General features: G+C 67.8%; 19 protein-coding genes. 9 read left to right on the forward strand and 10 right to left on the reverse strand.

What is annotated here, in order from left to right:
- The first annotated feature begins 102 nt into the window (after positions 1-102).
- Genes ACEN9N_RS00830 through ACEN9N_RS00845 form a run of 4 tightly spaced genes read left to right on the forward strand, consistent with a single transcriptional unit; the run spans position 103 to position 4,847 of the window.
- A complete protein-coding gene (locus ACEN9N_RS00830) occupies positions 103-1,137 on the forward strand; it encodes an ABC transporter permease (protein ID WP_007831778.1) in 1,035 nt (344 codons plus the stop codon).
- Positions 1,134-2,165 (forward strand): galactofuranose ABC transporter, permease protein YjfF, encoded by a 1,032-nt coding sequence (gene yjfF / locus ACEN9N_RS00835; protein WP_413315387.1) that lies wholly within the window; start codon positions 1,134-1,136, stop codon positions 2,163-2,165. Before ACEN9N_RS00830 ends, yjfF begins: the two co-directional genes overlap by 4 nt.
- 4 nt (positions 2,166-2,169) lie before the next feature.
- Positions 2,170-3,906 carry an IlvD/Edd family dehydratase gene (locus ACEN9N_RS00840; protein WP_495655172.1) on the forward strand — a complete coding sequence of 579 codons (1,737 nt, stop codon included), beginning with the start codon at positions 2,170-2,172 and terminating at the stop codon, positions 3,904-3,906.
- Between the two features lie 23 nt (positions 3,907-3,929).
- Positions 3,930-4,847, forward strand: coding sequence for a dihydrodipicolinate synthase family protein (locus ACEN9N_RS00845; RefSeq protein ID WP_495655173.1), 918 nt, complete (start codon positions 3,930-3,932; stop codon positions 4,845-4,847).
- 434 nt (positions 4,848-5,281) lie between these two features.
- Here ACEN9N_RS00845 and ACEN9N_RS00850 read toward each other — a convergent pair whose 3' ends face one another.
- The 5 genes from ACEN9N_RS00850 to ACEN9N_RS00870 form a co-directional block, all read right to left on the reverse strand.
- Positions 5,282-5,536: a hypothetical protein gene (locus tag ACEN9N_RS00850; RefSeq protein ID WP_007831762.1), complete on the reverse strand. Its 255-nt coding sequence runs from the start codon at positions 5,534-5,536 to the stop codon at positions 5,282-5,284.
- 133 nt (positions 5,537-5,669) lie between these two features.
- Positions 5,670-6,158 carry a hypothetical protein gene (locus ACEN9N_RS00855; protein WP_495655174.1) on the reverse strand — a complete coding sequence of 163 codons (489 nt, stop codon included), beginning with the start codon at positions 6,156-6,158 and terminating at the stop codon, positions 5,670-5,672.
- Between the two features lie 68 nt (positions 6,159-6,226).
- Positions 6,227-6,637 (reverse strand): hypothetical protein, encoded by a 411-nt coding sequence (locus ACEN9N_RS00860; protein ID WP_495655175.1) that lies wholly within the window; start codon positions 6,635-6,637, stop codon positions 6,227-6,229.
- 157 nt (positions 6,638-6,794) lie between these two features.
- Entirely contained in the window at positions 6,795-9,362 is a 2,568-nt protein-coding gene (cphA, locus tag ACEN9N_RS00865) for a cyanophycin synthetase (RefSeq protein ID WP_007831759.1), read from the reverse strand.
- Positions 9,359-11,611 (reverse strand): cyanophycin synthetase, encoded by a 2,253-nt coding sequence (locus ACEN9N_RS00870; RefSeq protein ID WP_495655176.1) that lies wholly within the window; start codon positions 11,609-11,611, stop codon positions 9,359-9,361. The genes cphA and ACEN9N_RS00870 overlap by 4 nt, the downstream gene beginning before the upstream one ends.
- A 139-nt stretch (positions 11,612-11,750) precedes the next feature.
- On the opposite strand from ACEN9N_RS00870, the gene ACEN9N_RS00875 reads away from it, so the two are divergent.
- Both ACEN9N_RS00875 and ACEN9N_RS00880 read left to right on the forward strand, forming a co-directional pair.
- Entirely contained in the window at positions 11,751-14,066 is a 2,316-nt protein-coding gene (locus ACEN9N_RS00875) for a cyanophycin metabolism-associated ABC transporter (protein WP_495655177.1), read from the forward strand.
- A complete protein-coding gene (locus ACEN9N_RS00880; RefSeq protein ID WP_495655178.1) occupies positions 14,063-14,542 on the forward strand; it encodes a cyanophycin metabolism-associated DUF1854 family protein in 480 nt (159 codons plus the stop codon). The genes ACEN9N_RS00875 and ACEN9N_RS00880 overlap by 4 nt, the downstream gene beginning before the upstream one ends.
- 3 nt (positions 14,543-14,545) lie before the next feature.
- Here the strand turns inward: ACEN9N_RS00880 and ACEN9N_RS00885 are convergent, their stop codons facing one another.
- The 3 genes from ACEN9N_RS00885 to ACEN9N_RS00895 form a co-directional block, all read right to left on the reverse strand.
- Positions 14,546-15,217: a hypothetical protein gene (locus ACEN9N_RS00885; protein ID WP_478179877.1), complete on the reverse strand. Its 672-nt coding sequence runs from the start codon at positions 15,215-15,217 to the stop codon at positions 14,546-14,548.
- Positions 15,218-15,330: 113 nt separating this feature from the next.
- Entirely contained in the window at positions 15,331-16,851 is a 1,521-nt protein-coding gene (locus ACEN9N_RS00890; RefSeq protein ID WP_495655179.1) for an alkaline phosphatase, read from the reverse strand.
- Between the two features lie 44 nt (positions 16,852-16,895).
- Positions 16,896-18,389, reverse strand: a complete 1,494-nt coding sequence (locus ACEN9N_RS00895; RefSeq protein ID WP_478179879.1) for an alkaline phosphatase — start codon at positions 18,387-18,389, stop codon at positions 16,896-16,898.
- A gap of 233 nt (positions 18,390-18,622) precedes the next feature.
- Between ACEN9N_RS00895 and queC the strand changes: the two genes are divergently transcribed.
- Entirely contained in the window at positions 18,623-19,327 is a 705-nt protein-coding gene (gene queC, locus ACEN9N_RS00900) for a 7-cyano-7-deazaguanine synthase QueC (RefSeq protein WP_007831740.1), read from the forward strand.
- Here the strand turns inward: queC and ACEN9N_RS00905 are convergent.
- Both ACEN9N_RS00905 and ACEN9N_RS00910 read right to left on the reverse strand, forming a co-directional pair.
- On the reverse strand, positions 19,309-21,099 hold the full coding sequence (locus ACEN9N_RS00905; RefSeq protein WP_413315393.1) for an ABC transporter ATP-binding protein/permease: 1,791 nt from the start codon (positions 21,097-21,099) through the stop codon (positions 19,309-19,311). The genes queC and ACEN9N_RS00905 overlap by 19 nt on opposite strands.
- Before the next feature lie 108 nt (positions 21,100-21,207).
- Positions 21,208-21,768 (reverse strand): phosphonate degradation HD-domain oxygenase, encoded by a 561-nt coding sequence (locus ACEN9N_RS00910; RefSeq protein WP_495655180.1) that lies wholly within the window; start codon positions 21,766-21,768, stop codon positions 21,208-21,210.
- A 187-nt stretch (positions 21,769-21,955) separates the two neighbouring features.
- On the opposite strand from ACEN9N_RS00910, the gene ACEN9N_RS00915 reads away from it, so the two are divergent.
- Positions 21,956-22,990 (forward strand): putative 2-aminoethylphosphonate ABC transporter substrate-binding protein, encoded by a 1,035-nt coding sequence (locus ACEN9N_RS00915; RefSeq protein ID WP_007831737.1) that lies wholly within the window; start codon positions 21,956-21,958, stop codon positions 22,988-22,990.
- Positions 22,991-23,108: 118 nt separating this feature from the next.
- Positions 23,109-24,191, forward strand: coding sequence for an ABC transporter ATP-binding protein (locus ACEN9N_RS00920; protein ID WP_495655181.1), 1,083 nt, complete (start codon positions 23,109-23,111; stop codon positions 24,189-24,191).
- The last annotated feature ends 3 nt before the right edge of the window (positions 24,192-24,194 follow it).

The raw sequence follows: 24,194 nt of genomic DNA on the forward strand, positions 1-24,194 counted from the left end.
CGCGCACTTCGTGTCGCTTCGCCAACCCCCTTCCGGGGGCGACACCAGCGGCCCGGCAAAGCCGGTTCCGCGGTATCTCCCGCATCAAAGAAGCGCTTTGACATGAACCGCCTTTCATCCTTCATGAGCCACCGCCTCGCCTGGCCTCTCGTCACATTGTTCCTGCTGCTCGCGGTGAACATCGCCTTCAACACCAGCTTCCTGCATCTCGAATGGCGCGAAGGCCATCTCTACGGCAGCCTGATCGACATCCTGAACCGCGCGGCGCCTCTGGTGCTCGTGTCGCTGGGCATGACGCTCGTGATCGCGACGCGCGGCATCGACATCTCGGTGGGCGCGGTGGTGGCCATCGCGGCGGCGCTCGCGGCCTGGATGATCGGTGGCTCGGTGGCCAATGACGTGAGCCGCTTCCCGATGCCGCTCGCCATCCTCGCGGCCATCGGCATCGCATTGCTGTGCGGGCTGTGGAACGGGCTGCTGGTCGCCAAGGTCGGCATGCAGCCGATCATCGCGACGCTGATCCTCATGGTGGCGGGGCGAGGCATCGCGCAGCTCATTGCCGACGGGCAGATCATCACGATCTACTACAAGCCCTTCTTCTTCCTCGGCAGTGGCTACCTTCTCGGGCTGCCGTTCTCGCTGTTCATCGTGGCGGCGGTGTTCGTGCTGCTGTACCTGGCGATCACGCGCACGGCGCTGGGCCTGTTCATCCAGGCAGTGGGGATCAACCCGACGGCGGCGCGCGTGGCGGGCGTGCAGGCGCGGCGGCTGATCGTCGGTGCGTATGCGTTCTGCGGTGCCTGCGCGGGTGTGGCGGGCTTGCTCATCAGCTCCAACGTGAAGAGCGCGGACGGCAACAACGCGGGGCAGCTCATCGAGCTCGACGCGATCCTGGCGGTGACGCTGGGTGGCACGGCGCTGACCGGCGGGCGCTTCAGCCTCGTGGGCAGCGTGATCGGAGCGCTGATCATCCAGACGCTGACCTATGCGATCTATTCGCTGGGGGTGCCGCCGGAGATCAACCTTGTCGTGAAGGCGGGCGTGGTGTTTGCCGTGATGCTGCTGCAGTCGCCGGAGTTCAGGTCGCAAGTGCGGGCGCTGGCGCAGCGGCCGGTGCATGAAGAGGGGCGGGCATGAGCGCGGTGATCGATACGGGACCCTCACCCCAGCCCTCTCCCGCAAGCGGGAGAGGCGGCAAGAGGGGAGGGCTCAATCCAAAGTACCTGCCGTTGGCGGCGACGATTTCGCTGTTCGTGCTGGTGGCTACGCTGGGTTCTGTTTTCTACGATGGCTTCTTCTCGGCGCAGGTGTTCCTCAACCTGCTGATCGACAACGCCTTCCTGATCGTCGTGGCCGTGGGCATGACCTTCGTGATCCTTTCGGGCGGCATCGATCTGTCGGTGGGCTCGGTGATCGCGCTGACCACCATGGTCTCGGCCTCGCTGGTCGAGAAGCACGGCTGGAGCCCCGGCATCGTGATTCCGCTGGTATTGGCGATGGGCACGGCTTTCGGCGCGTTCATGGGGCTGCTCATCGAGCGCTTCCGGCTGCAGCCTTTCATCGTCACGCTGGCCGGCATGTTCCTGGCGCGGGGGCTGTGCTACCTGATCAGCATCGACTCGATCAGCATCACCAACGAGTTCTACTCGGAGGTCTCGCAGATCCGCATTCCGATCTGGGGCGAGGCTTCGGTGTCGATCAGCGCGGTGATCGCCGTCGTGGTGCTGCTGGCGGCGATCTTCATCGCGCATTGCACGCCCTTCGGCCGCGCGGTGTACGCCATCGGCGGCAGCGAGAACTCGGCGATGCTGATGGGCCTGCCGGTGCGCCGCACGCTGGTCGGGGTGTACACGCTCTCGGGCTTCTGCTCGGCACTGGCGGGCGTGATCTTCACCTTCTACATGCTCTCGGGCTACGGGCTGCATGCCATCGGGCTGGAGCTGGACGCCATCGCGGCGGTGGTGATCGGCGGCACGCTGCTAACGGGCGGCGTGGGCTATGTGGCGGGCACGCTGTTCGGCGTGCTGATGCTCGGGATCATCCAGACCCTCATTTCATTCGACGGCACGCTGAGCTCGTGGTGGACCCGCATCGTGGTCGGCGCGCTGCTGTTCGTTTTCTGTTTGTTGCAACGCTTTTTCACCTCGCGCACTCCGCGCCGCTGACTCAATGACAAAAAAACTGCGCTCGACCGAATGGTTCGGCTCCGCCGACAAGAACGGCTTCATGTACCGCAGCTGGATGAAGAACCAGGGCATCCCGGACCATGAGTTCGATGGCCGCCCGATCATCGGCATCTGCAACACCTGGTCGGAACTCACGCCGTGCAACGCGCACTTCCGCAAGATCGCCGAGCACGTGAAGCGCGGCATCTCGGAGGCGGGCGGCTTTCCGGTGGAATTCCCTGTTTTCTCCAACGGCGAGTCGAACCTGCGGCCCACCGCGATGCTCACGCGCAACCTCGCGAGCATGGACGTCGAGGAAGCCATCCGTGGCAACCCCGTCGACGCGGTGGTGCTGCTCACAGGCTGCGACAAGACCACGCCCGCGCTGCTGATGGGTGCGGCGAGCTGCGACATCCCTGCCATCGTGGTCACGGGCGGGCCGATGCTCAACGGCAAGCTCGAGGGCAGGAACATCGGTTCGGGCACGGCCGTGTGGCAGCTGCACGAGTCGCTGAAAGCGGGCGAGATCAACCTGCACCAGTTCCTCTCGGCCGAGGGCGGCATGTCGCGCTCGGCGGGCACCTGCAACACGATGGGCACGGCCTCGACGATGGCCTGCATGGCCGAGGCGCTCGGTACCTCGCTGCCGCACAACGCGGCGATTCCGGCGGTCGATGCGCGGCGCTACGTGCTCGCGCAGATGTCGGGCATGCGCGCGGTGGAGATGGCGAAGGAGGGGCTCACGCTGTCGAAGATCCTCACGCGCGAGGCCTTCGAGAACGCCATTCGCGTGAACGCGGCCATCGGCGGATCGACCAATGCAGTGATCCACCTGAAGGCGATCGCGGGGCGCATCGGCGTCGAGCTGGAGCTGGAGGACTGGACGCGCATCGGCAGCAATACGCCGACCATCGTCGACCTGATGCCTTCGGGGCGCTTCCTGATGGAAGAGTTCTACTACGCCGGCGGCCTGCCCGCCGTGCTGCGCCGGCTCGGCGAGAACGGTCTGTTGCCGCACCCCGCTGCGCTCACCGTCAACGGCCAGTCGATCTGGGACAACGTGCGCGATGCGCCCAGCCTCGACGACGAGGTGATCCGCCCGCTCGACAAGCCGCTGATCGCCGATGGCGGCATCCGCATCCTGCGCGGCAACCTGTCGCCGCGCGGCGCGGTGCTCAAGCCCTCTGCCGCATCGCCGGAGCTGCTGAAGCACCGTGGGCGCGCGGTGGTGTTCGAGAACCTGGAGCACTACAAGGCACGCATCGTCGATGAAGACCTCGACATCGACGCAAGCTGCGTGATGGTGCTGAAGAACTGCGGTCCCAAGGGCTACCCCGGCATGGCCGAGGTCGGCAACATGGGGTTGCCGCCCAAGCTGCTGCGCCAGGGCGTGAAGGACATGGTGCGCATCTCCGATGCGCGCATGAGCGGCACGGCCTACGGCACGGTGGTGCTGCACGTCGCGCCCGAGGCGGCCGACGGCGGGCCGCTGGCGGCGGTGCGCGACGGCGACTGGATCGAGCTCGACTGCGATGCGGGGCGATTGCACCTCGACATCAGCGACGAGGAACTGGCGGCGCGCCTCGCTTCGCTGTCTTCTTCGGATGCACAACCGATGAGCACGCGCGGCGGCGGCTACCAGAAGCTCTACGTCAACCACGTGCTGCAGGCCGACGAAGGCTGCGACTTCGACTTTCTCGTCGGCTGCCGCGGCTCGGCCGTGCCGCGCCATTCGCATTGAACCCACGCAAGCAACGAAACATCATGACCCCCAGATACCGCGGCATCTTCCCGGTGGTGCCTACCACCTTCACCGAACAGGGCGAACTCGACCTGGAGAGCCAGAAGCGCTGCGTCGATTTCATGATCGACGCGGGCTCGGACGGCCTGTGCATCCTTGCCAACTTCTCGGAGCAGTTCGTGCTGTCCGACGAGGAGCGCGAGGTGCTCACGCGCACCATGCTCGAACACGTGAAGGGCCGCGTGCCGGTCATCGTGACCACCACGCACTACAGCACCAAGGTGTGCGCCGAGCGCAGCCGCCGCGCGCAGGACATGGGCGCGGCCATGCTGATGGTGATGCCGCCCTACCACGGCGCGACCTTCCGCGTGCCCGAGCCGCAGATCTTCGAGTTCTACGCGCGCCTGTCGGATGCGGTGGACATCCCGATCATGATCCAGGACGCGCCGGCCAGCGGCACAGTGCTGTCGGCGCCGTTCCTCGCGCGCATGGCGAAGGAGATCGAGCAGGTCGCGTATTTCAAGATCGAGACGGCCGGTGCGGCCGCCAAGCTGCGCGAGCTGATCCGCCTGGGCGGCGAAGCCATCGAAGGCCCGTGGGACGGCGAGGAGGCCATCACGCTGATGCCCGACCTCGATGCCGGCGCGACCGGCTCCATGACCGGCGGCGGCTATCCGGACGGCATTCGCCCGATCATCGAGGCGCACCGTTCGGGCGACCGCGACAAGGCCTTCGCGCTGTACCAGCAGTGGCTGCCGCTCATCAACTACGAGAACCGGCAGGCGGGCCTCCTGGCCTGCAAGTCGCTCATGAAGGAGGGCGGCGTGATTGCTTGCGAGGCGCCGCGGCATCCGCTGCCCGCGATGCACCCCGCGACGCGCGACGGCCTGATCGAGACGGCGAAGCGGCTCGATCCGCTGGTGCTGCGCTGGGGGAGATAGCCGGTTCGCCGTCCCGGGCGAAGTAGGGCGCGAGGATCTCGGTCATCGCGCGGGCGGTGAACGCCGGCATCACCTGCACGAGCGAGCCGGCCGCAAAGCACGGCAGGAGGCCGCCGATCGGCGCCTGGATCAGCCCGAGGCCCGCGACCGCCGCGGCGTTGTAGGCGTCGGTGCCGTTCACCGTGACGATGGAGCGCATCGGCTGCATCCGGTAGCGGCCCTGGGCGGCGTCGAAGTCTTCCCGACCCGCGTCATTCGGCGAGAGGGTCTGTGCGAAGTGCACGATGCGGTGCTGCGCGCGCAGGCTTGCACACGAACTTCGACGCGATGGTCGCGGGCTTGCTCGGGGAGGGGAGTCGCTGGGTGAATGCCCAGCGCATCGAGGTGTCGGGCGGGATGCTGGTCTGAACACGCGGGGGGTGCCCCCGCGGACTTCAGCTTTTCTCGAGTTCGGTGACTTGCAGCGACAGGTCGAACAGCTTGGACTTGCTGGCGTAGTAGCGGTCGAGCCGCCATTCCTTCAGGATGTCCATCGCGAGCTCGAAGCTCTTGTAGTCGAGGTTGTAGAGCGTGACCAACTCGAAGCTGCGTTCGGACTCGAGAGCCAACACGAGCTGGGCCAGGATCTTGGCCGATTCGTTGGCCGGGTCCGTTTCGATGAATCGGCGAGCGACCTTGATGGCATTCATGGGAAAGGATTCCTCGGTAGGCAGGGACCGAGAACTATAGCTAGCAGGCCTGCGCCTTTTATGACAGTACTGTGACAGTAAGGGCATCGCCAGCCGCCGGCAGCGCCTGGCGATGCTTCTTCAGCGAAGACGCTCAGCGCAGGGGCGCGGGCATCGGCCGGGGCATGGGCATCGGCTCGGGCATCGGGGCCGGCATCGGCGTCGGTTCCGGCGCCATCGCCGGTGCGGGCATCACGATGGTGGTGACCGATTCGCGGATCACGCCCCCACCCATCACGCTGCCGTCGACGCTGGCCGTGCTGTTGCCGCTGCTGCCGAGCACGCGGGCCTCGCAGGCGGCGCGGTCGTCTGGCTGCTGCTGCAGGCCGCAGCGGGCGAGCGCATTGGCGCGGTAGTCGGGTGCGCTGGTCAGGCCCCCGCGCGCGGCTTCCAGGCGCGCGGCGCCGGCTTCGCGGATGCAGGCGGCGCGGTCCTGCTGGTTGTGGCCGCAGACCGCCAGTTCCTGCTGGTAGGTGCCCGAGGCTGCTGCGCCGCGCGGCGACGCTGCAAAGGCGATGCTGCCGGCTGCAAGCCCGCCGGCGGCGAGCATGGTGAAGATGATTGAGCGAGTGGTGCTTTTCATGGATGGCTCCTTGAAGCGAGCTTGAAAACCTGGGAAATATTGGAAGCGCCCGAGGAGGGCGGGTTCCTTCAGCGTGCCGGCATGGTCTGCGGCGGCAGCGGCGTCACGGTTTCGCGGATCACGCCGCCGCCCATCACGCTGCCGTCGATGGTGGTGCGTGCGCCGCCCTCGATGCGGGCTTCGCAGTCGGGCCGCTCGGCGGCCGGCAGTTCGCCGCAGCGGGCGAGGGCGTTGACCTGCTCCCGGACCGGGCTCGGACTGGTAAGGCCGCCGCGGCTCGCTTCCTGGCGGGCCGCGCCGGCTTCGCGCAGGCAGGCGGCGCGGTCCTGCTGTACACCGTCGCAGGTGGCGCGTTCCTTCTGCATGCGGGCGTCAGACCCCGGCGCCTGCGCGCCGGCGGTCTGTGCGCCGAAGGCCATGAAGCCGCTGGCGGCGAGGCATGCCGCTGCGGACAGGATGGAACGAACTGTTGTTGTCATGCGGGCTCCTTGGTGAAAGCACGCCCTCCCTGTAATGAGGTGCGTGACAGGAGCCTTAGTCTGGCGTGGCCGGGGGCTGCGGGTCTGTGGGACAGCCGCGCCCGCCGACCGGGCCGGACGCGCCCCTGCATGTGGGACGTGTCCGGCAAGCGGGGCTTCAGCCCGCTGCGATGCGCTGTGCCAGGTGAGCGAGCGCTTCCTCGACCTGGTCCACGAGGATCAGGGACAGGTCGCCTGGCTGCAGGCGGGCCAGCGCGGCGTCGATCGCGACGAACTCGCCGCGGATCTCGTCGATCTGGCGGGTGCGGGCCGCACCCTGCAGGCCCTGGCGCAGCAGTGCCATCACTTCGCCGTCGGCGCGGCCGCGCTGTGCAGCATCCTGATAAAGGATCACGTCGTCGAAGGCTTCGCCGAGGATGGCCGTCTGGTCGCGGATGTCCGAGTCGCGCCGGTCGCCCGCGCCGCTGATCACCACCGAGCGCTTCTTCGCCGGCATCGTGTCCACCGCCGACACCAGTGCGCGCATGGCGTCGGTGTTGTGGCCGTAGTCGGCGATCACGGTGGCGCCGCGGTAGTCCATGACGTTGAAGCGCCCCGGCACGCCGGCCGCGTCGTTCATGAAGCTCGCGAGGCCGCTGCGGATGGTGTCCCAGTCGAGGCCCACGGCCCAGGCCGCGGCCACGGCGGCCATCACGTTGTCGACCTGGAAGCCGATGGTGCCGCCGCGCGTGATGGGCACGTCGCGCAGCGCAATGCGCTCGCGCCACGAGCCTTCGGCCGCGACCAGCGTGTCCTGGTCGACGTACACGGTGCGCTTGCCCTGCGCGCGGTGCGTGGCCATCACCGGGTGCATGCGGTCGGCGGTGAAGAAGATCACGTGGCCGGGGCAGCCGGCCGCCATGGCGGCGACGTTCACGTCGGCCGCGTTGAGCACCGCGTAGCCGTCGGCGGCCACATTGCGCACGATCACGCGCTTCAACACCGCGAGGTCTTCGACGGTGGTGATGTAGTTCAGGCCCAGATGGTCGCCGCTGCCGATGTTGGTGACCACTGCCACCTGGCAGCGGTCGAAGCCGAGGCCTTCGCGCAGCACGCCGCCGCGCGCCACTTCGAACACGGCCGCGTCGACATCGGGGTGCATCAGCACGTTGCGCGCGCTCTTCGGGCCGCTGCAGTCGCCACTGTCGGTCTGGCGGCCGTCGACGTACACGCCGTCGGTGTTGGTCATGCCGGTGCGCAGGCCGCTCGATGCGAGCAGGTGGTTGATGAGGCGCGCCGTGGTGGTCTTGCCGTTGGTGCCGGTGACGGCGACCACGGGAATGCGGCCGTCGTCGCCGTGGGCGTACAGGGTGTCCATCACCGCTTCGCCGACCGCGCGGCCGCGGCCGAACGAGGGCGAGATGTGCATGCGCAGGCCGGGCGCGGCATTCACCTCGACCACGCCGCCGTGCTGTTCCTCGAGCGGGCGCAGCACGTTCTCGCAGACCATGTCGACGCCGCAGATGTGCAGGCCGACCATCTGCGCCGCATCGACGGCGCGCGCCGCGACTTCGGGGTGCACCGTGTCGGTCACGTCGGTGGCGGTGCCGCCGGTCGACAGGTTCGCGTTGTTGCGCAGCACCACGCGCTGGCCGCGCGCGGGCACGCTGTCGGGCGTGAGGCCCTGGGCCTCGAGCCGGCCGATGGCGATGTCGTCGAGGCGAATCTTCGTGAGCGAAGTGGCGTGGCCCTCGCCGCGGCGCGGGTCGAGGTTCACGGTGTCGACCAGCTGGCGCACCGTGGCGCTGCCGTCGCCGATCACCTGTGGCGGATCGCGCCGCGCGGCGGCCACGAGGCGGTCGCCCACCACCAGCAGGCGGAAGTCGAAGCCGGGCAGGAATTTCTCGACCATCACCTCGCCGTAGACGGCGGCCGAGTCGTAGGCCGCGAACAGTTCTTCGCGCGAGTTGATGTTGACGGTGACGCCCTTGCCCTGGTTGCCGTCCTGCGGCTTCACCACGACCGGCAGGCCGATCTCGTTGGCAGCAGCCCAGCCGTCTTCGGCGCTGGCCACGGGGCGGCCCAGCGGCACCGGCACGCCGGCGGCGTTGAGCAGCTGCTTGGTCAGTTCCTTGTCCTGCGCGATCGATTCGGCCACGCCGCTGGTGCTGTCGACTTCAGCGGCTTGAATGCGGCGCTGCTTGGAGCCCCAGCCGAACTGCACCAGGCTGCCGCTGGTCAGCCGGCGATACGGAATGCCGCGCGCCACGGCGGCATCGACGATGGAGCCGGTGCTCGGGCCCAGGCGCTCGGATTCATCGAGGTCGCGCAGCTCGGTGATGGCGGCGTTGGCGTCGAAGGCAGTGTCGGCCAGGGCGGCCTCGATCAGCTGCTCGGCCAACTCGATCGCACGGCGGCCGACGGCTTCTTCGCTGTACTGGAACACGACCTGGTAGACGCCTTCTTCCACGGTGGGCGAGGTGTGGCCGAAGTTGACGGCGCAGCCGGCCTGCGCCTGCAGCGCCACGGCGGCGTTCTCGAGCACATGGGCCAGCGCCAGCGGTTGACCCAGCACCATCGGGTGCAGTTCGCCGATGGTCGGGAAGCGCGCGCGCAGGCGGGCTTCGAAGCCGGCCAGCTTGCTGATGGCGTTCTCGTCGCCTTGGCAGGCAACCACCGCTTCGATGGCAGTGTGGCGGCTCCAGAGATTGGGGCCGCGAAGGGCTCGGATGCGGGTGACTCTCATGCGAATTGCTGTTGGGGGTGTTGCGACGAGAGCGGCTGGGTCTGCGACAGCTGCAGCGAGGCGAGCGCCGCCTGCAGGTCGGCCTCGAAGGCCTCCACGCCGGCGCCGATCAGGTTCAGCGGAATGCCCATTGCCCAGGCGGCGGCCACGGCGGCCAGCAGGCTTTCGAGGCTCACGCCGGCATGGGTGGCGCGCCACACGGTCAGCCGGCCGAGGCCGGGCAGGAACGATTCGCTGTTGCCGTTGGCCAGCACCACACGGTCCTGCCGCACCAGCACGGCCTTGCCGCCGGCGCGCTGATGCGCCGTGAGTTCGGCGGCCTGCGGGTCGGCCGAATAGAGGATGACGGCGCCGTCGCACAGCGGCGCGAGGCCGGCCACGCGCGGGTCGCCCGCATTCAGCACGGCCGTGCCTTCGGACAGCACCACGTCGACCTGCGTGCGCAGCACCTTGACCATCTGGTCGCTCTCGGTGATGTCGTAGTCGGCCAGGGCTTCGAAGCCGTCGAGATCGGTGACGATGCCGACTTCGCAGCGGTCGTAGGGGAGACCGTCGCGCAGGATGGTTTCGGCGCCGTTCTCGATCACCACGGCCTGCACGGCGCGGTTCACGAGCAGGCGGTGGCCGGCGTCCCAGTTGGCGCTGTCGCGCGCATCGACGCGGCGGCGTTCGAGGAACAGGCCGTCGCGGCAGGCGAGGCCGGTCTGGCGCCCGCCCAGGCCGATCAGCCAGGCCACGAGGCGCGCCAGCACGGCGGTGTCGCGCGAGCCGGCCACGCCGACCACGGGAATGCGCCCGGGCGTGTCGTTGGGGAACAGGTGGTCGCAGATGGCGCGGCCCACCGGGCGCGGCGAACCGACGGCCGGCTTCAGGTGCATCAGCAGGCCGGGGCCGGCATTGACTTCGACGATCGCACCGCGCTGCGGGCCCAGCGGCTTGGAAATGTCCTGCGCCACGAGGTCGATGCCCGCGATGTCAAGGCCCACCACGCGCGCGGCGAGCACGGCGGCGTGCGCGACTTCGGGGTGGACCTGGTCGGTGCAGTCGTTGGCCATGTTGCCGTTGCGCTGGATCGTGACCACGCGGCCGGCGGCCGGCACGGCGTTGGCGTCCAGCTCCTGGCGCTTGAGCTCGAGCTGCAGCTTGGCGTCGCTGTCGATCACGATCACGTCGAGCGGAAACTCTTCCTCGGCGCCGCGGCGCGGGTCGCTGTTGAGCTGCTTGTCGATCAGGTCGCGCACGCTGCTCTGGCCGTCGCCGGTCACGGTGATGATCTCGCCGCGCGCGGCCGCCACCACTTCGCCGCCCACCACCAGCAGACGGTGCTCGTGGCCGCGGATGAAGCGCTCGACCATCACGTCGCTGCCCTCGGGCTCGGCGACCGCAAAGGCGGCCATGACTTCTTCACGCGTTGTCAGTTCGAGCGACACGCCGCGGCCGTGGTTGGCGTCGGAAGGTTTCACGGCCACCGGCAGGCCGATGTCCTCGGCGGCTTCCCAGGCTTCTTCGGCGTTGGCGACCACCTGGCCTTCGGGCACCGGCACGCCGCAGCTCGCGAGCAGGGACTTGGTCAGCTCCTTGTCGCTGGCGATCGATTCGCCGATGGCGCTGGTGTAGTCGGTCTCGGCGGTCCAGATGCGCTGCTGGTTGGCGCCGTAGCCCAGCTGCACGAGGTTGCCGCTGTTCAGGCGCATGTGCGGAATGCCGCGGTCGGTGGCGGCGGCCACGATGGCCGCGGTGCTCGGACCGAGGTAGCAGTCTTCCACCTTGGCCTTGACCGCGTCGACGGCCTTCTGCACGTCGGCGGCGCTGAACGGGTCGTTGTTGATGGCCGCCATCAGCAGGCGGTGGCCCTCGGCCAGCGCCACGCGGGCGACCTGCTCGTCACGGGCGCGGAACACCATGCGGTAGACGCCGTGCTCGGAGGTGCTGCGGGTCTGGCCGAAACCGGTCGGCATGCCGGCGAGGTTCAGCAGTTCGATGACCACGTGCTCCAGCACGTGGCCGGACCACGTGCCCTCGGTCAGGCGCTGGATGAAGCCGCCGCGCTCGCCGACGCCGCAGTGGTGCTCGATGAGCGCCGGCAGCAGGCCGGTCAGGCGGTCGGTGAAGCCGTCGATCTTGTTGGAGGGGAAGTCTTCCAGCTGGCCGAGGTCGAGCCAGACTTCGAGTACCGGACGGTAGGTCCAGAGGTTCGGACCGCGCAAATAGTTGATGCGCAGCAGGCGGATGTCGTCGAAACGGGTCATGCAAACGTTCGAAGTGCTTTGGCCGAGCACCACGGCGCCTTCAGGCGCGCCCATGGCAATCGGTCAGAATCGGCGCCCGACCAAGGGCGCCATGACGCGGTCCATGCGGCCCGCGACGGGCAAGAGTCAGAGAAACACAATGCAACATCACGATCCAGTCGGCACCCGGGAGGGCGAAACAGAGGCGGCTTCAGACGCGCTGAAAAACCGGCTCGCAGTCGCGGAAAACGTTCTGGTAATACTGTCGGTTGACCTCGACGACCAACTTCGCTTCGCTTGCGGCCTAGTCGCGCTGACTGACCAGAGGCTGATCGCGCTCGAACCGGGCGGCGAATGGCGTGAGTGGCCGCTAACCGATGCAGCCCTGGAACTGCGCCTGTCCGACCACTCGGGGGTGGGAACCCTCGATTTGACGGGGCCTTCGGGCCGTTTGGCCCGCTGGCGCTACACCCTGGCCGGACAGGTCGCGGCGCTGCGCCTGCTCAAGTTGTTCGGCCAGCGAACGGCCGGTGTCGCCAAGGAGACAGCAGGGGCCGTCGAGGTTGCCGACGGCGAAGAGGGCACCCCCGACGCCGAACTCCAGACCCCGCCATCGACCTGGGTGCTGCTGCGCCTGGGCCGTTTCGCCGGCCCGTACCGCAAGCAGCTGATCCTGGGATTCGTACTCACCCTGATCTCCACCGCCGCCACGCTGGTGCCGCCGTACCTGACCATCCCGCTGATGGACGACATCCTGATCCCGTTCCAGAACGGGCAGAAGATCGACACCATGCGCGTGGGCCTGTACCTCGGCGGCCTGCTGATCGCGGCGCTGGTCGGCTGGGCGCTGGGCTGGGCGCGCACCTACCTGCTGGCGCTGGTGTCCGAGCGCATCGGCGCCGACCTGCGCACCACCACCTACGAGCACCTGCTGACCCTGCCGCTCGACTATTTCGGCGGCAAGCGCACCGGCGACCTGATGGCTCGCATCGGCTCCGAAACCGACCGCATCAACGTCTTCCTGTCGCTGCACGCGCTCGATTTCGCCAACGACGTGCTGATGATCGTCATGACGGCGGCCATCCTGATCTCCATCAATCCGCTGCTGGCCGTGGTCACGCTGGTGCCGCTGCCCTTCATCGCCTGGATGATCCACGTCGTGCGCGACCGCCTGCGCACTGGCTTCGAGAAGATCGACCGCGTCTGGTCCGAGGTGACCAACGTGCTGGCCGACACCATTCCCGGCATCCGCGTGGTCAAGGCCTTCGCGCAGGAGCGCCGCGAGGCCGAGCGCTTCCGCGTCGCCAACACCTACAACCTGCAGGTGAACGACAAGCTCAACCGCACCTGGTCGCTGTTCACGCCGACCGTGTCGCTGCTCACCGAAATCGGCCTGCTCGTGGTGTGGGCCTTCGGCATCTGGCAGGTGGCGCGCGGCAGCATCACGGTGGGTGTGCTCACGGCCTTCATCGCCTACATCGGCCGCTTCTACACGCGGCTCGACTCGATGAGCCGCATCGTCTCGGTCACGCAGAAGGCCGCCGCGGGCGCCAAGCGCATCTTCGACATCCTCGACCACGTGAGCAATGTGCCCGAACCGGCAAAGCCGGTTCCTGTCGGCCTTCCGGCCAAGCCGGGGGAGGTGCCGCGCGTGCAGGGCCGCATCGAGATGAGCGGGCTGGGCTTTCGCTACGGCTCGCGCGCCGTGATCCACGACCTCGACCTGACCATCGAGCCCGGCGAGATGATCGGCCTCGTGGGCCACAGCGGCTCGGGCAAGAGCACGCTGGTCAACCTCATCTGCCGCTTCTACGACGTGACCGACGGCGCCATCAAGGTCGACGGTACCGACATCCGCCGCTTCGCCGTGGCCGACTACCGGCGCCACGTAGGGCTGGTGCTGCAGGAACCCTTCCTGTTCTTCGGCACCATCGCGCAGAACATCGCCTACGGCAAGCCCGACGCCACGCGCGAAGAGGTGGTTGCCGCGGCCCGCGCGGCCCATGCGCACGACTTCATCCTGCGGCTGACGCACGGCTACGACTCGCTCGTGGGCGAGCGCGGGCAGGGCCTGTCGGGCGGCGAGCGCCAGCGCATCAGCATTGCGCGCGCGCTGCTGATCGATCCGCGCATCCTGATCCTCGACGAGGCCACCTCGGCCGTGGACACCGAGACCGAGAAGGAAATCCAGAAGGCCTTGGACAACCTCGTGCAGGGCCGCACCACCATCGCCATCGCGCACCGGCTGTCGACATTGCGCAAGGCCGACCGGCTCGTGGTCATGGACCGCGGCGAAGTGGTCGAGGTCGGGCCGCACGATGCCTTGATGGCGAAGCAGGGCGCCTACTGGCGGCTCTACCAGGCGCAACTGCGCCAGGGCGACGACGATGCGAGCGAAGGCGCCGCCAATGAGCGCGCCAGTGCGCAAGCCCCCCTGGCCATCAGCCACGCAGCACATCCGGCGGGCGACGCATGACCGAACTCAACACCCCATCTTTCGAACTCGAACGCGACGCCTTCGGCCGCCTCGTGCTGACCGACGCGCAGGGCGAGCGCCATGTGGGCGTCACGCCCGTGCGGGCCTTTCCGCTGAGCGCGCCGGGCCATGGCGTGTCGCTGGTCGGCAGCGAAGGCCGCGAGCTGGTCTGGATCGACAGCGCCGACCAACTGCCGGCGCGGGCCAGGGTGCTGCTCGAAGAAGAACTCGCGGTACGCGACTTCGCGCCCACGCTGCTGCGCCTGCACGGCGTGTCGAGCTTCGGCGTGCCCAGCACCTGGACCATCAGCACCGACCGCGGCGACACCAGTTTCGTGCTCAAGGCCGAGGAAGACATCCGCCGGCTCGAAGGCGGCGCGCTGCTCATTGCGAGCGCGCACGGCGTGCAGTTCCGCATTCCCGACGTGAAGACGCTCGACCGCGCGTCGCGCAAGCTGCTCGAGCGTTTTCTCTAGCGCTCAGTCCAGCAGGTCTGAGTACTCGCCGCGCTCGTAGGCATCGGCGGTCTTCCACGGCAGCGTCTTCGGCGCCGCGATGGCCGAGGCGGTCATCACGTTGAGCGAGGTGCCGTGCGCATTGCGTTGCTCGATCTTGCGCGCATAGCGGCCGACCGTGTCCCACTCGATGCGCAGCGTGCTCTCGCCCTGCTGCACTTCGTAGCGCTGCACGCCCCTGCCAGCCGCGCCGAGCGGCTTCATGCGCGGCAGGCTCGCCGGATCGACCAGCCAGTAGGCATTCGCCCACGAGCCGCCATAGCCGACGTTGCCGTAGTCGGCGGCGTCGACCTCGATCACCTTGCGCTGCTCGCGCAGCACCATGCCCACCTGCACCTTGCCGGCCGCATCGCGGCGCAGCCACAGCGGCGCGGCTGTGTTGTCGGCGTGCGAGTGGCCGATGTGCACCTTGCCTTCGCGGGCCTCGTGGTCATGGTCGGCGCGCAGCACGGGCGGCAGCTCGCGCTCGACCCACACGGTGCCGGCGCGGCGGAACATCAGGTCGGCATAGCGGCTGTCGCGCTGCACGCCGTCCTTGCCAATCGACATCACGTGGTGCTGGATGCGCAGGTTCTGGTCGGGCGCCTCGGCATCGCCGGCGGCGCTGGCCGCCAGCGGAAGGCTCAGAACGGCCATCAGCACCATGCCAGGGATACCGCGGAACCGGCTTCGCCGGGCCGCAGGTATCGCCCTCTGCAAGAGGGTTGCCGAAGCGACACGAAGTGCGCGAAGGCTGGGGGTGTGCTTGATCACAGTCCGGCCGCTTCCTTGACCTTGTTGAACACCTTGATGTTCTCCATGGTGCCCTTGAAGCTCTTCGAGCCCGCGCCGCCGGCGAACAGCATCACGTCGCCGCCGCCGTGCGTTTCCGCGCCGGGCGTGCCGAGGTTGATGCCGACTTCCTGCAGGAAGTTGTCGTCCGTGGTGTCCATCGCGGTCTGGTCGTCGCGATCCGTGTCGCGTTTGGGTGCGATCCACGGCCTGTTGCCGTCCTCGGGGTTGGTCTGGCTGGCGAGCGTTGCATTGGGGCGGCCGCCGTTGCCGAACACCAGCGTGGTGTAGGGCTTGCCATCGGCCGCCTTCAAGGGCTTGCCGTCGGCGTAGCCGTTGACGAGGCCGAGGATCGGGTTGCCGATTTTCGGGTAGCCGTTGAAGGCGATGGCATGGTCATGGTCAGCCGTGACCACTACCAGCGTGTTCTGCAGGCCCGGGTCCTTCTTGTTCATGTAGTCGAGCGCGGTCTGGATGGCCGCGTCGAAGGCCAGCGTGTCTTCCAGCGCGCGCTTGGCATTGGTGCCGTGCAGCGCGTGGTCGATGCGCCCGCCTTCGACCATCAGGAAGAAGCCCTTGTCGTTCTTGCTGAGCACGCCGAGCGCTTTCTCGGTCATGTCGGACAGGCTCGGCTGGTCGAGGCTCTGCTTGACGCGGTCCAGCTCGTAGGCCATTTCGCTCTGCGAGAACAGGCCCAGCAGCTTGCCCGTGGCGGCCGTGTCGATGGCCTTGAGCTTGGTGCCCGTGTCGACGTAGGTGTAGCCCTTGGCCGTCATCGCGGCCACCAGGTCCACGTTGTCGGTGCGCTTGCTTTGCGCATTGGTCGACTTCGGCAGGTAGTTGCGCTGGCCGCCGCCGAGCAGCACGTCGACGCCGTCGAGCAGCTTGGGGTTGTAGTTCGGGTGGCCCGGAACGCTCTGCTCTGCGATGGTGTTGTAGCCGTTGCGGTTGCAGATGTGCGCGTAGGTGGTGGCCGGCGTGGCATGGCCGACGCGCGTGGTCGACACGGCGCCGACCGCGCGGCCCTTGGCCTTGGCGAGCTCGAGCAGCGTGTCGGCCGCCTTGCCGTTGGTCGACGGGCAGGTGGTGTCTTCGCCGTTGATGTACTGCTTGCCGGTGCTGTCGACGGCGGTGGTGTCGCTCGACATCGAGATCACCTCGTTGCGCATCTTCACACCGGTCATGTAGGCCGCCATCGAGGGCGCGCTGTCGGTGGTCTGGCCGTCGAGCGAGAAGGTCTTCACGCGCGCCGCGTAGGGCAGCGACTGCATGACGAGGTTGGCGCGCTCGGGGCTCACGAGCGAACCGGGCTTGGCGGCCAGTTGCTTCTCGCCCTTGTAGATGCGCGCGGCGGTCACGGTGACAGGGCCCATGCCGTCGCCGAGGAAGAAGATGACGTTCTTGGCTTCGCCGGCGGCGTGGGCGCTGCCGGCCAGGGTGCCGGCGGCGGCGCAGACGAGGGCGGCGGCCAGACGGGTTTTGCGAGTGATGCGGTTCATGGTCGTGTTCATGGTTGTGCTCATCGGTGCGTGCGGAGTGCCCCTCACAGGCCGACCGCCTTCTTGATCAGGCCGAACACGTCGGTGTTGGTGATGACGCCGGAGAAGTTGTCGGCGCCCAGGCCCTGAGCACCGAGGAAGACGTCGGCGCCGCCATGGGTTTCGGAGTCGCTGGCCGCATCCATCGGCACGACGGCTTCCTGCTTGTAGTCCTTGCTTTCCAGTTCGGCGTCGCTGATCGGGCCGCGCGTGGCGAGACGGCGCGGGCCATTGCCGAAGCCGATGATGGTGTAGGGGTTGCCGCCCACGTCCTTGCTGGTCTTGCTGGTGTCTACATAGTCCTTCACCAGGCCGAGCACGCCCGGCTTGCCGGCCTCGGTCTTGCCGGTGCGCGCGGCATAGCCGTTGAGCTGCAGCGTGTGGTCGTGGTCGGCCGTGACCACCACCAGCGTGTTCTTCAGGCCCGGATCGATCGCCTGCATCTTGTCGAGCGCGAGCTTGATGGCGTCGTCGAAGGCGCCGGTGTCCTGCAGCGCACGGCGCGCGTTGGTGGCGTGCAGCGCGTGGTCGATGCGGCCGCCCTCGACCATCAGGAAGAAGCCCTTCTTGCGCGCCGCCAGTGCATCGATGGCCTTGCCGGTCATCTCTGCCAGGCTCGGTTCCTTGGTGGCGTCACGGTCCAGGTCGTAGGCCATGTGGCTCTTGGTGAAGAGGCCGGCGATCTTGGTGGCGCCGTCTGCAGGCAGCTTGTCGAACTCGCTCTTGCTGCCGGCATAGCTGTACTTGGCAGCCTTCAGTTCGGCGATCAGGTTGCGCTTGTCGTTGCGCTTGCCGCCGTCTTCCTTGGCGGTGAAGTAGTCGGTGCCGCCGCCGAAGAACACGTCGACGCCGTCACCGAGCTTGCCGTTGTAGCCCGCGCCGCCCGGCACCAGCGCCGCGGCGATGGTGTTCTCGGCGTCGCGGTGGCACACATGCGAGTAGGTGGCGGCGGGCGTGGCGTGCGTGATGCGCGTGGTGGTCACCACGCCGGTCGCATAGCCCTTGGCCTTGCTCTGCTCGAGCAGCGTCTCGACGGCCTGGCCGTTGCCCGAGGGGCAGGTGCTGTCGAAGCTGACGTGGTAGGCCTTGCCCGAGGCGTCGGTGGCCTTGGTCTCGGGGCTCATCGAGATGACTTCGTTGTTCATCTTGACGCCGGTCATGTAGGCCGACATCGAGGGGGCGCTGTCGGTCACCTGGGCGTCGTTCGAATAGGTGTGGACGAAGGCCGTCTCTGGCAGTGTGTCCATTGTCAGGTCGCCGTCCTCGCCGACCTTGTAGATGCGCGCGGCGGTCATCGTGGTGATGCCCATGCCGTCGCCCAGGAAGAACAGCACGTTCTTCTGGGGTTGCGCGGCGGGCGGTTGCGCGGCCGGCGGCGCAGTGGTCGGCGGCGGGATCAGTGGCAGCAAGGAAAAGCCGTTGCTGTTGCCGCTGCCGCCGCAGGCGGTCAGCAGCAGCGAGAAACCCAGCAGTGCTGGGGCAATGAAGCGTTGGGTCATGCGACTCCCTTCGATGGTTGTTCGACCGGTGCGCATGACGCGCACCGTTTCTGGGAGTGAAATCTAAAGACGTCAGATGACTCGGCGGTGACGATGCACATCCGCCGAGAAAGTTCAGCCCATTTCAAAAAAGAAAGGCGGCGGAATTCGCCGGCGTGTCATGCCCGGCTGCCAGCGGGCGCGGCCTGCGAAAATCGCGTCTTTGGACTACAGCGGCCTCGCCGTTGACGGATATGCCCCTGCACACCACCGCCCTCGTTCTGTTCTCCGGCGGCCAGGACTCGGCCACCTGCCTCGCCGATGCGCTCTCGAAGTACCAGCGCGTCGAAACCCTGGGCTTCGACTACGGGCAGCGCCACCGCGTCGAGCTCGACGTGCGCGGCACCGTCCTCGCGAAGATGCGCGAGCGTTTCCCCGTCTGGGCGCCCCGCCTCGGCGAAGACCACGTACTCACGCTCGCGGCGCTGGCGCAGCTCGGCGGCTCCTCGCTGACCGAAGAGGTCGCCTTCGCCATGCAGGCCGACGGCCTGCCCAACACCTTCGTGCCCGGGCGCAACCTGCTGTTCCTCACGCTGGCCGGCGCGCTGGCGTACCGGCGCGGGCTGCAGGTGATCGTCACCGGCGTCTGCGAGACCGACTTCTCGGGGTACCCCGACTGCCGCGACGACACCATGAAGGCGATGCAGCTCGCGCTCTCGCTCGGGCTGGAGCGCCGCCTCGTCATCGAGACGCCGCTCATGTGGATCGACAAGGCCGAGACCTGGGCCATGGCCCACCGCCTGGGCGGCGAGCCGCTGGTGGAGCTGATCGTGGAAGAGACGCACACCTGCTACCTGGGCGACCGCGTGCACCGCCAGGCCTGGGGCTACGGGTGTGGCGAATGCCCCGCCTGCGAGCTGCGCAAGAAGGGCTGGGAGCGCTACGCCGCGGCGGGTTGAGCCGCCGAGATGTTCAGCCGGTAGCGCGCGCCGCCCGCCGTTGCTTCTTCCTGCGGCACCAGCGTCCAGCGCTGGTTGTGGAAGTCTCCGACGGCTGCGCGGTGCGCGATCGACACCATCGCGCCGCCCGCTGCATGGACCATGTCCGACAACCGCTTGTAGAGCACACCCTCGGCCTGCGCATCGAGTGCGCTGGTGACCTCGTCGGCGAAGAGCCATGCCGGTTTCTTCAGCAGTACGCGTGCGATGGCCAGGCGCTGCTGCTCGCCGCCGGAGAGTTTCTGGCTCCATGAATCGCTGTCGTCCAGGCGGCTGGCCAGGTCGGGGAGGAGGGCGTCGGTCAGGGCCTTGCGAAGCTGCTCGTCGGTGAAATCGGCGGCGGGGTTCGGGTAGGTCAGCGCGTCGCGCAGCTTGCCGTCGGGCACGTAGGGGCGCTGCGGCATGAACACCGCGCCGTCTGGCATCTTCACGTGCCCGCTCGCGAACGGCCAGATGCCGGCGAAGGAGCGGAACAAGGTCGACTTGCCGCTGCCCGAGGAGCCCTGCAGCAGCACGCTGTCGCCGGGTTTCACGGCCAGCGCGGCGCCGCTCAGCAGCGAAGTGCCGTTTGGCAGCGCCACAGAGAGGTCGTCGCTGCGCAAATCGGCCGCCTCCCCGCGTTGCAGCGGCATGGCCTGCGCCGCGTGGGCGCGCATCGCGTCGTCGAAGCTGGTCAGACGGTCGGTGGTGGCGCGCCAGACCGCGACCTTGTCGTAGTTGTCGACGAACCAGCTCAGCGAGTCCTGCACCTTGCCGAATGCAGACGAAATCTGCATCAGCTGGCCCAACTGGATCGCGCCGCTGAAGAAGCGGGGCGCGGCCACCACGAACGGGAAGATCACCGCAGCCTGCCCGAAGAACGAGGTGAAGGTGATCAGGTTCTTCTGCTGCTTGATGAGCAGCAGGTAGTTGCGCAGCACGCTGCCAAAGCGCATGTCGAGCTGGCCGTGCTCGACCTTCTCGCCCCTGTCCAGCGCGATCGCCTCGCTGTATTCGCGCACCCGCACCAGGTGATGCCGGAAGTCGGCCTCGAAGCGCTGCTGGCGGAAGTTGGTGCCGATCAGCGGGCGGCCGATGAAATGCGTGATGACGGTCCCGACCACGCAGTACGCGATCGCCAGCCACACCATGGCGCCCACGATCTGGTAGGTGGTGCCGCCCATCGAGAATTCGACGCTGCCCGACAGCCCCCAGAGGATGCCGACGAAGCTCACCAGCGTGACCACCGCATTCAGCAGGCCCATCGACAGCGTCATCGTGTAGTCGGTGAAAAGCTGCATGTCTTCCTGGATACGCTGGTCGGGGTTGTCCGGTGTCTGGCCGTCCTTGTTCGCGTAGCGCGCGAGTTCGAGGTGATAGAAGGTGCGGTTGGCCATCCAGCGCGTCATGTAGTCGCGCGTCATCCAGCTGCGCCAGCGCAGCTGCAGCAATTGCGTCACATAGAACTTGAGCACCTGCAGCGCGATGTTGAAAAAGGCCAGCACGACGAACACGCGGATCTCGCGCCAGAAGACCGCCGCATCCTTGTTCTGCAGCCCGTCGTAGAAGCGCCCGTACCACTGGTTGAAGAGCACCAGCGCGTAGACGTAGGCCAGGTTGAGCGCGACGATCGCCGCGAACATGGTCCTCGCGCGCCATTTCTCCTCGGACCTGAAATAAGGCGCCGCGAGCGCAAAGACGCGCCTCAGAACCTGGGTGAACGTGGCGGCTCGCGCCGTGACGGATGAAGACATGCAGGTTTCCTCGCAGGCGCAGGTGCGCCGGACATCATGAGGAAACCATAGTAGACAAATGTTTCTTAAATGGACCTGAAACCCGGCCGCTGGGCAAAAAAAGTACCTTCAGCGCAGAAGGACCCGCGCAGCCGTCGAAAGAAAATGCGCCAGCGGCGGTGTCTTCAACCCCTCGACCTTCGCCTCTTCGTCCCAAAGCCTCAGCCGCACCGCATCGTCGGCCCAGCGATGCTCGGCAAAACGGGCCGCCGCTGCCGCATCCATCACGCCGCCCTGCAGTGCAAGGCTGCGCACGGAATCCGGTGAGAGCTTCGAGAAATAGTCCGGCCGCATCGCGCACAGATAGCGCTTGGCATCCACGTGCAGCCGTATCGGCTCGCGCACTTCCACGTCGAAGGCGCCGCGCAGCAGCGGCAGCGCGATGTATTGATGGCGATCGTCGATGCCCAGCTCGGTGGGCGATTGCGCGAGCGTCTGGTGCTCGGCGATCAGCAGGTGTCCAAGGTCGTGCAGCAGTGCGGCCGTGACCAGCGCGTCGCTCGCACCCGCCTGCTCGGCGAGCCATGCGCACTGCAGCGCGTGTTCGAGCTGCGAGACCGGCTCGCCCGCGTAGGCCACCCCGCCGCGTTCGGCGAACAGGCGTGCGATCTCGGCGAGGTCGAGTGTCATGGAGTTGAAACGAAGCAAACGCCAAGCGCGTGCGGCAGCCTGTGAAGCGTCGTCCCGCGCCATGACATCCGTGTGACGCATCTGACAAACCCCTGTCACACGGCACTGCGAGCATCGCCGCGTCCACGGCCGAGCCGTGCGTACTTTCGTCCGCGTACTTTCACTCCTTCCCGAGGGATCTCCCATCATGTCGTTCCGCTTCATCCGCCGCGTTGCCGTGCCCGCCGCGTTGTTCTCGCTGGCCTTCGCAGCCTCCGCGCAAGGCCGCACCGAGCTGCTGGTCTACACCGCGCTCGAAGCCGACCAGGTGCAGGCCTACAAGGCCGCGTTCGAAAAGGAAAACCCGGCCGTCGAACTGAAGTTCGTGCGCGACTCCACCGGCATCGTCACCGCCAAGCTGCTGGCCGAAAAGGCCAACCCGCAGGCCGACGTGGTGTGGGGCCTGGCCGCCACTTCGCTGATGCTGCTCGACAAGGAAGGCATGCTCCAGCCCTATGCGCCCAAGGGCCTGGACGCCGTGAAGGCCACCATGCGCGATCCGGCCAACCCGCCCAAGTGGGTCGGAATGGACGTGTGGTCGTCGGCCATCTGCTTCAACACCGCCGAAGCCACGAAGAAGAACCTGCCCAAGCCCACCAGCTGGGCGGATCTCACCAACCCGGTCTACAAGGGCCAGATCACCATGCCCAACCCCGCGGCATCGGGCACCGGCTACCTCATGGTGTCGGGCTGGATCCAGATGATGGGCGAGGAAAAAGCGTGGAAGTACATGGACGCGCTGCACCAGAACATCGGCATCTACAGCCAGTCGGGCAGCAAGCCCTGCCGCCAGGCCGGCGCCGGCGAATTCGCGCTCGGCATGTCCTTCGAATACCGCGCCAACAAGACCAAGCGCGACGGCGCCCCCATCGACATCGTGCTGCCCAAGGAGGGCCTCGGCTGGGACATGGAAGCCACCGGCATCATCAAGACCAGCAAGAAGCAGGACGCCGCCAAGGCGCTGGCCGACTGGGCCGTCACCAAGCAGGCCAACGAGCTCTACGCGAAGAACTTCGCCGTGCTCGCGCTGCCGGGCATCCAGGAGAAGCTCGAATTCGTGCCGGGCGACGTCGAGAAGCTGCTCGCCAAGAACGACTTCACCTGGGCCGCCGCGAACCGCGACCGCATCCTCACCGAATGGTCCAAGCGCTACGAATCGAAATCCGAAAAGAAGCCGATGTGATGAGCTCGCCCCCAGTCTTCGCGCACTTCGTGTCGCTTCGCCAACCCCCTACCGGGGGCAACACCTGCGGCCCGGCGAAGCCGGTTCCGCGGTGTTCCTTGACTGACGGGCTTCGACCATGACCAGCTTTCTTTCCCTCCGCGGCATCGGCAAGTCCTTTGGCGCCACCCGCGTGCTCGACGGCATCGACCTGGACATCGAGCCCGGCGAATTCGTGTGCCTGCTCGGTCCCTCGGGTTGCGGCAAGACCACGCTGCTGCGCATCGTGTGCGGCATCGAGCGCGCCGACAGCGGGCGGATCCTGCTCGGCGGCCAGGACATCGCGGGCCTGCCGCCGGCGGCGCGCGGCTTCGGCGTGGTGTTCCAGTCGTATGCGCTGTTCCCCAACCTCACGGCGGCGCAGAACATCGCCTACGGCCTGCATCCCACCGGCGCACTGGCGCGCGAGATGGCCAAGCGCTCGCGCGAGATGCTCGACCTCGTCGGCCTCGCTGCGCACGCCGACAAATACCCGGTGCAGCTCTCGGGCGGCCAGCAGCAGCGCATCGCACTGGCGCGTGCCCTCGCGCCGAACCCGCGCCTGCTGCTGCTCGACGAGCCGCTCTCCGCGCTCGACGCGCAGGTGCGCGCGAGCCTTCGCAGCGAGATCCGCTCGCTGCAAAAGCGCCTGGGCATCGTCACCATCATGGTCACGCACGACCAGGAAGAAGCCCTCTCGATGGCCGACCGCGTGGTGCTGATGCACAACGGCCGCATCGAGCAGGCCGGCACGCCCGACGAGCTGTACCGCCAGCCGCGCACCCGTTTCGCGGCGGGCTTCGTCGGCCGCATGAACATGCTGCCCGCGACCGTGCTGGCCGAGGGCAAGGTGCGCGTGCGCGACAGCGAACTGTTCTGCACGCCGAGCAACCTCGGCACCCTGAGCGTGGGTTCGCAGGCCACCGTGGGCATCCGCCCCGAGCACGTGGTGGTCAAGCGCTTCGGCACCGAACTGGGCGCCAACAGTTTCGCGGCGCGCCTGCTCGACACGGAGTTCTTCGGCAACCGCACCTCGGCGCGGCTGGCTTGCGAGCCACTGGGCATCGAGATCGAGGCCGAGCTGCCGGCCGACGCGCGCTACGGCGGCGAGGAGCCGCTGGTGCCCAGCAGCATGGTGCACATCCAACTGCCCCTGAATGCGCTGTCCATCCTGGCGCACTGAGCC

This window comes from Variovorax sp. Varisp46 (genome assembly GCF_059491885.1).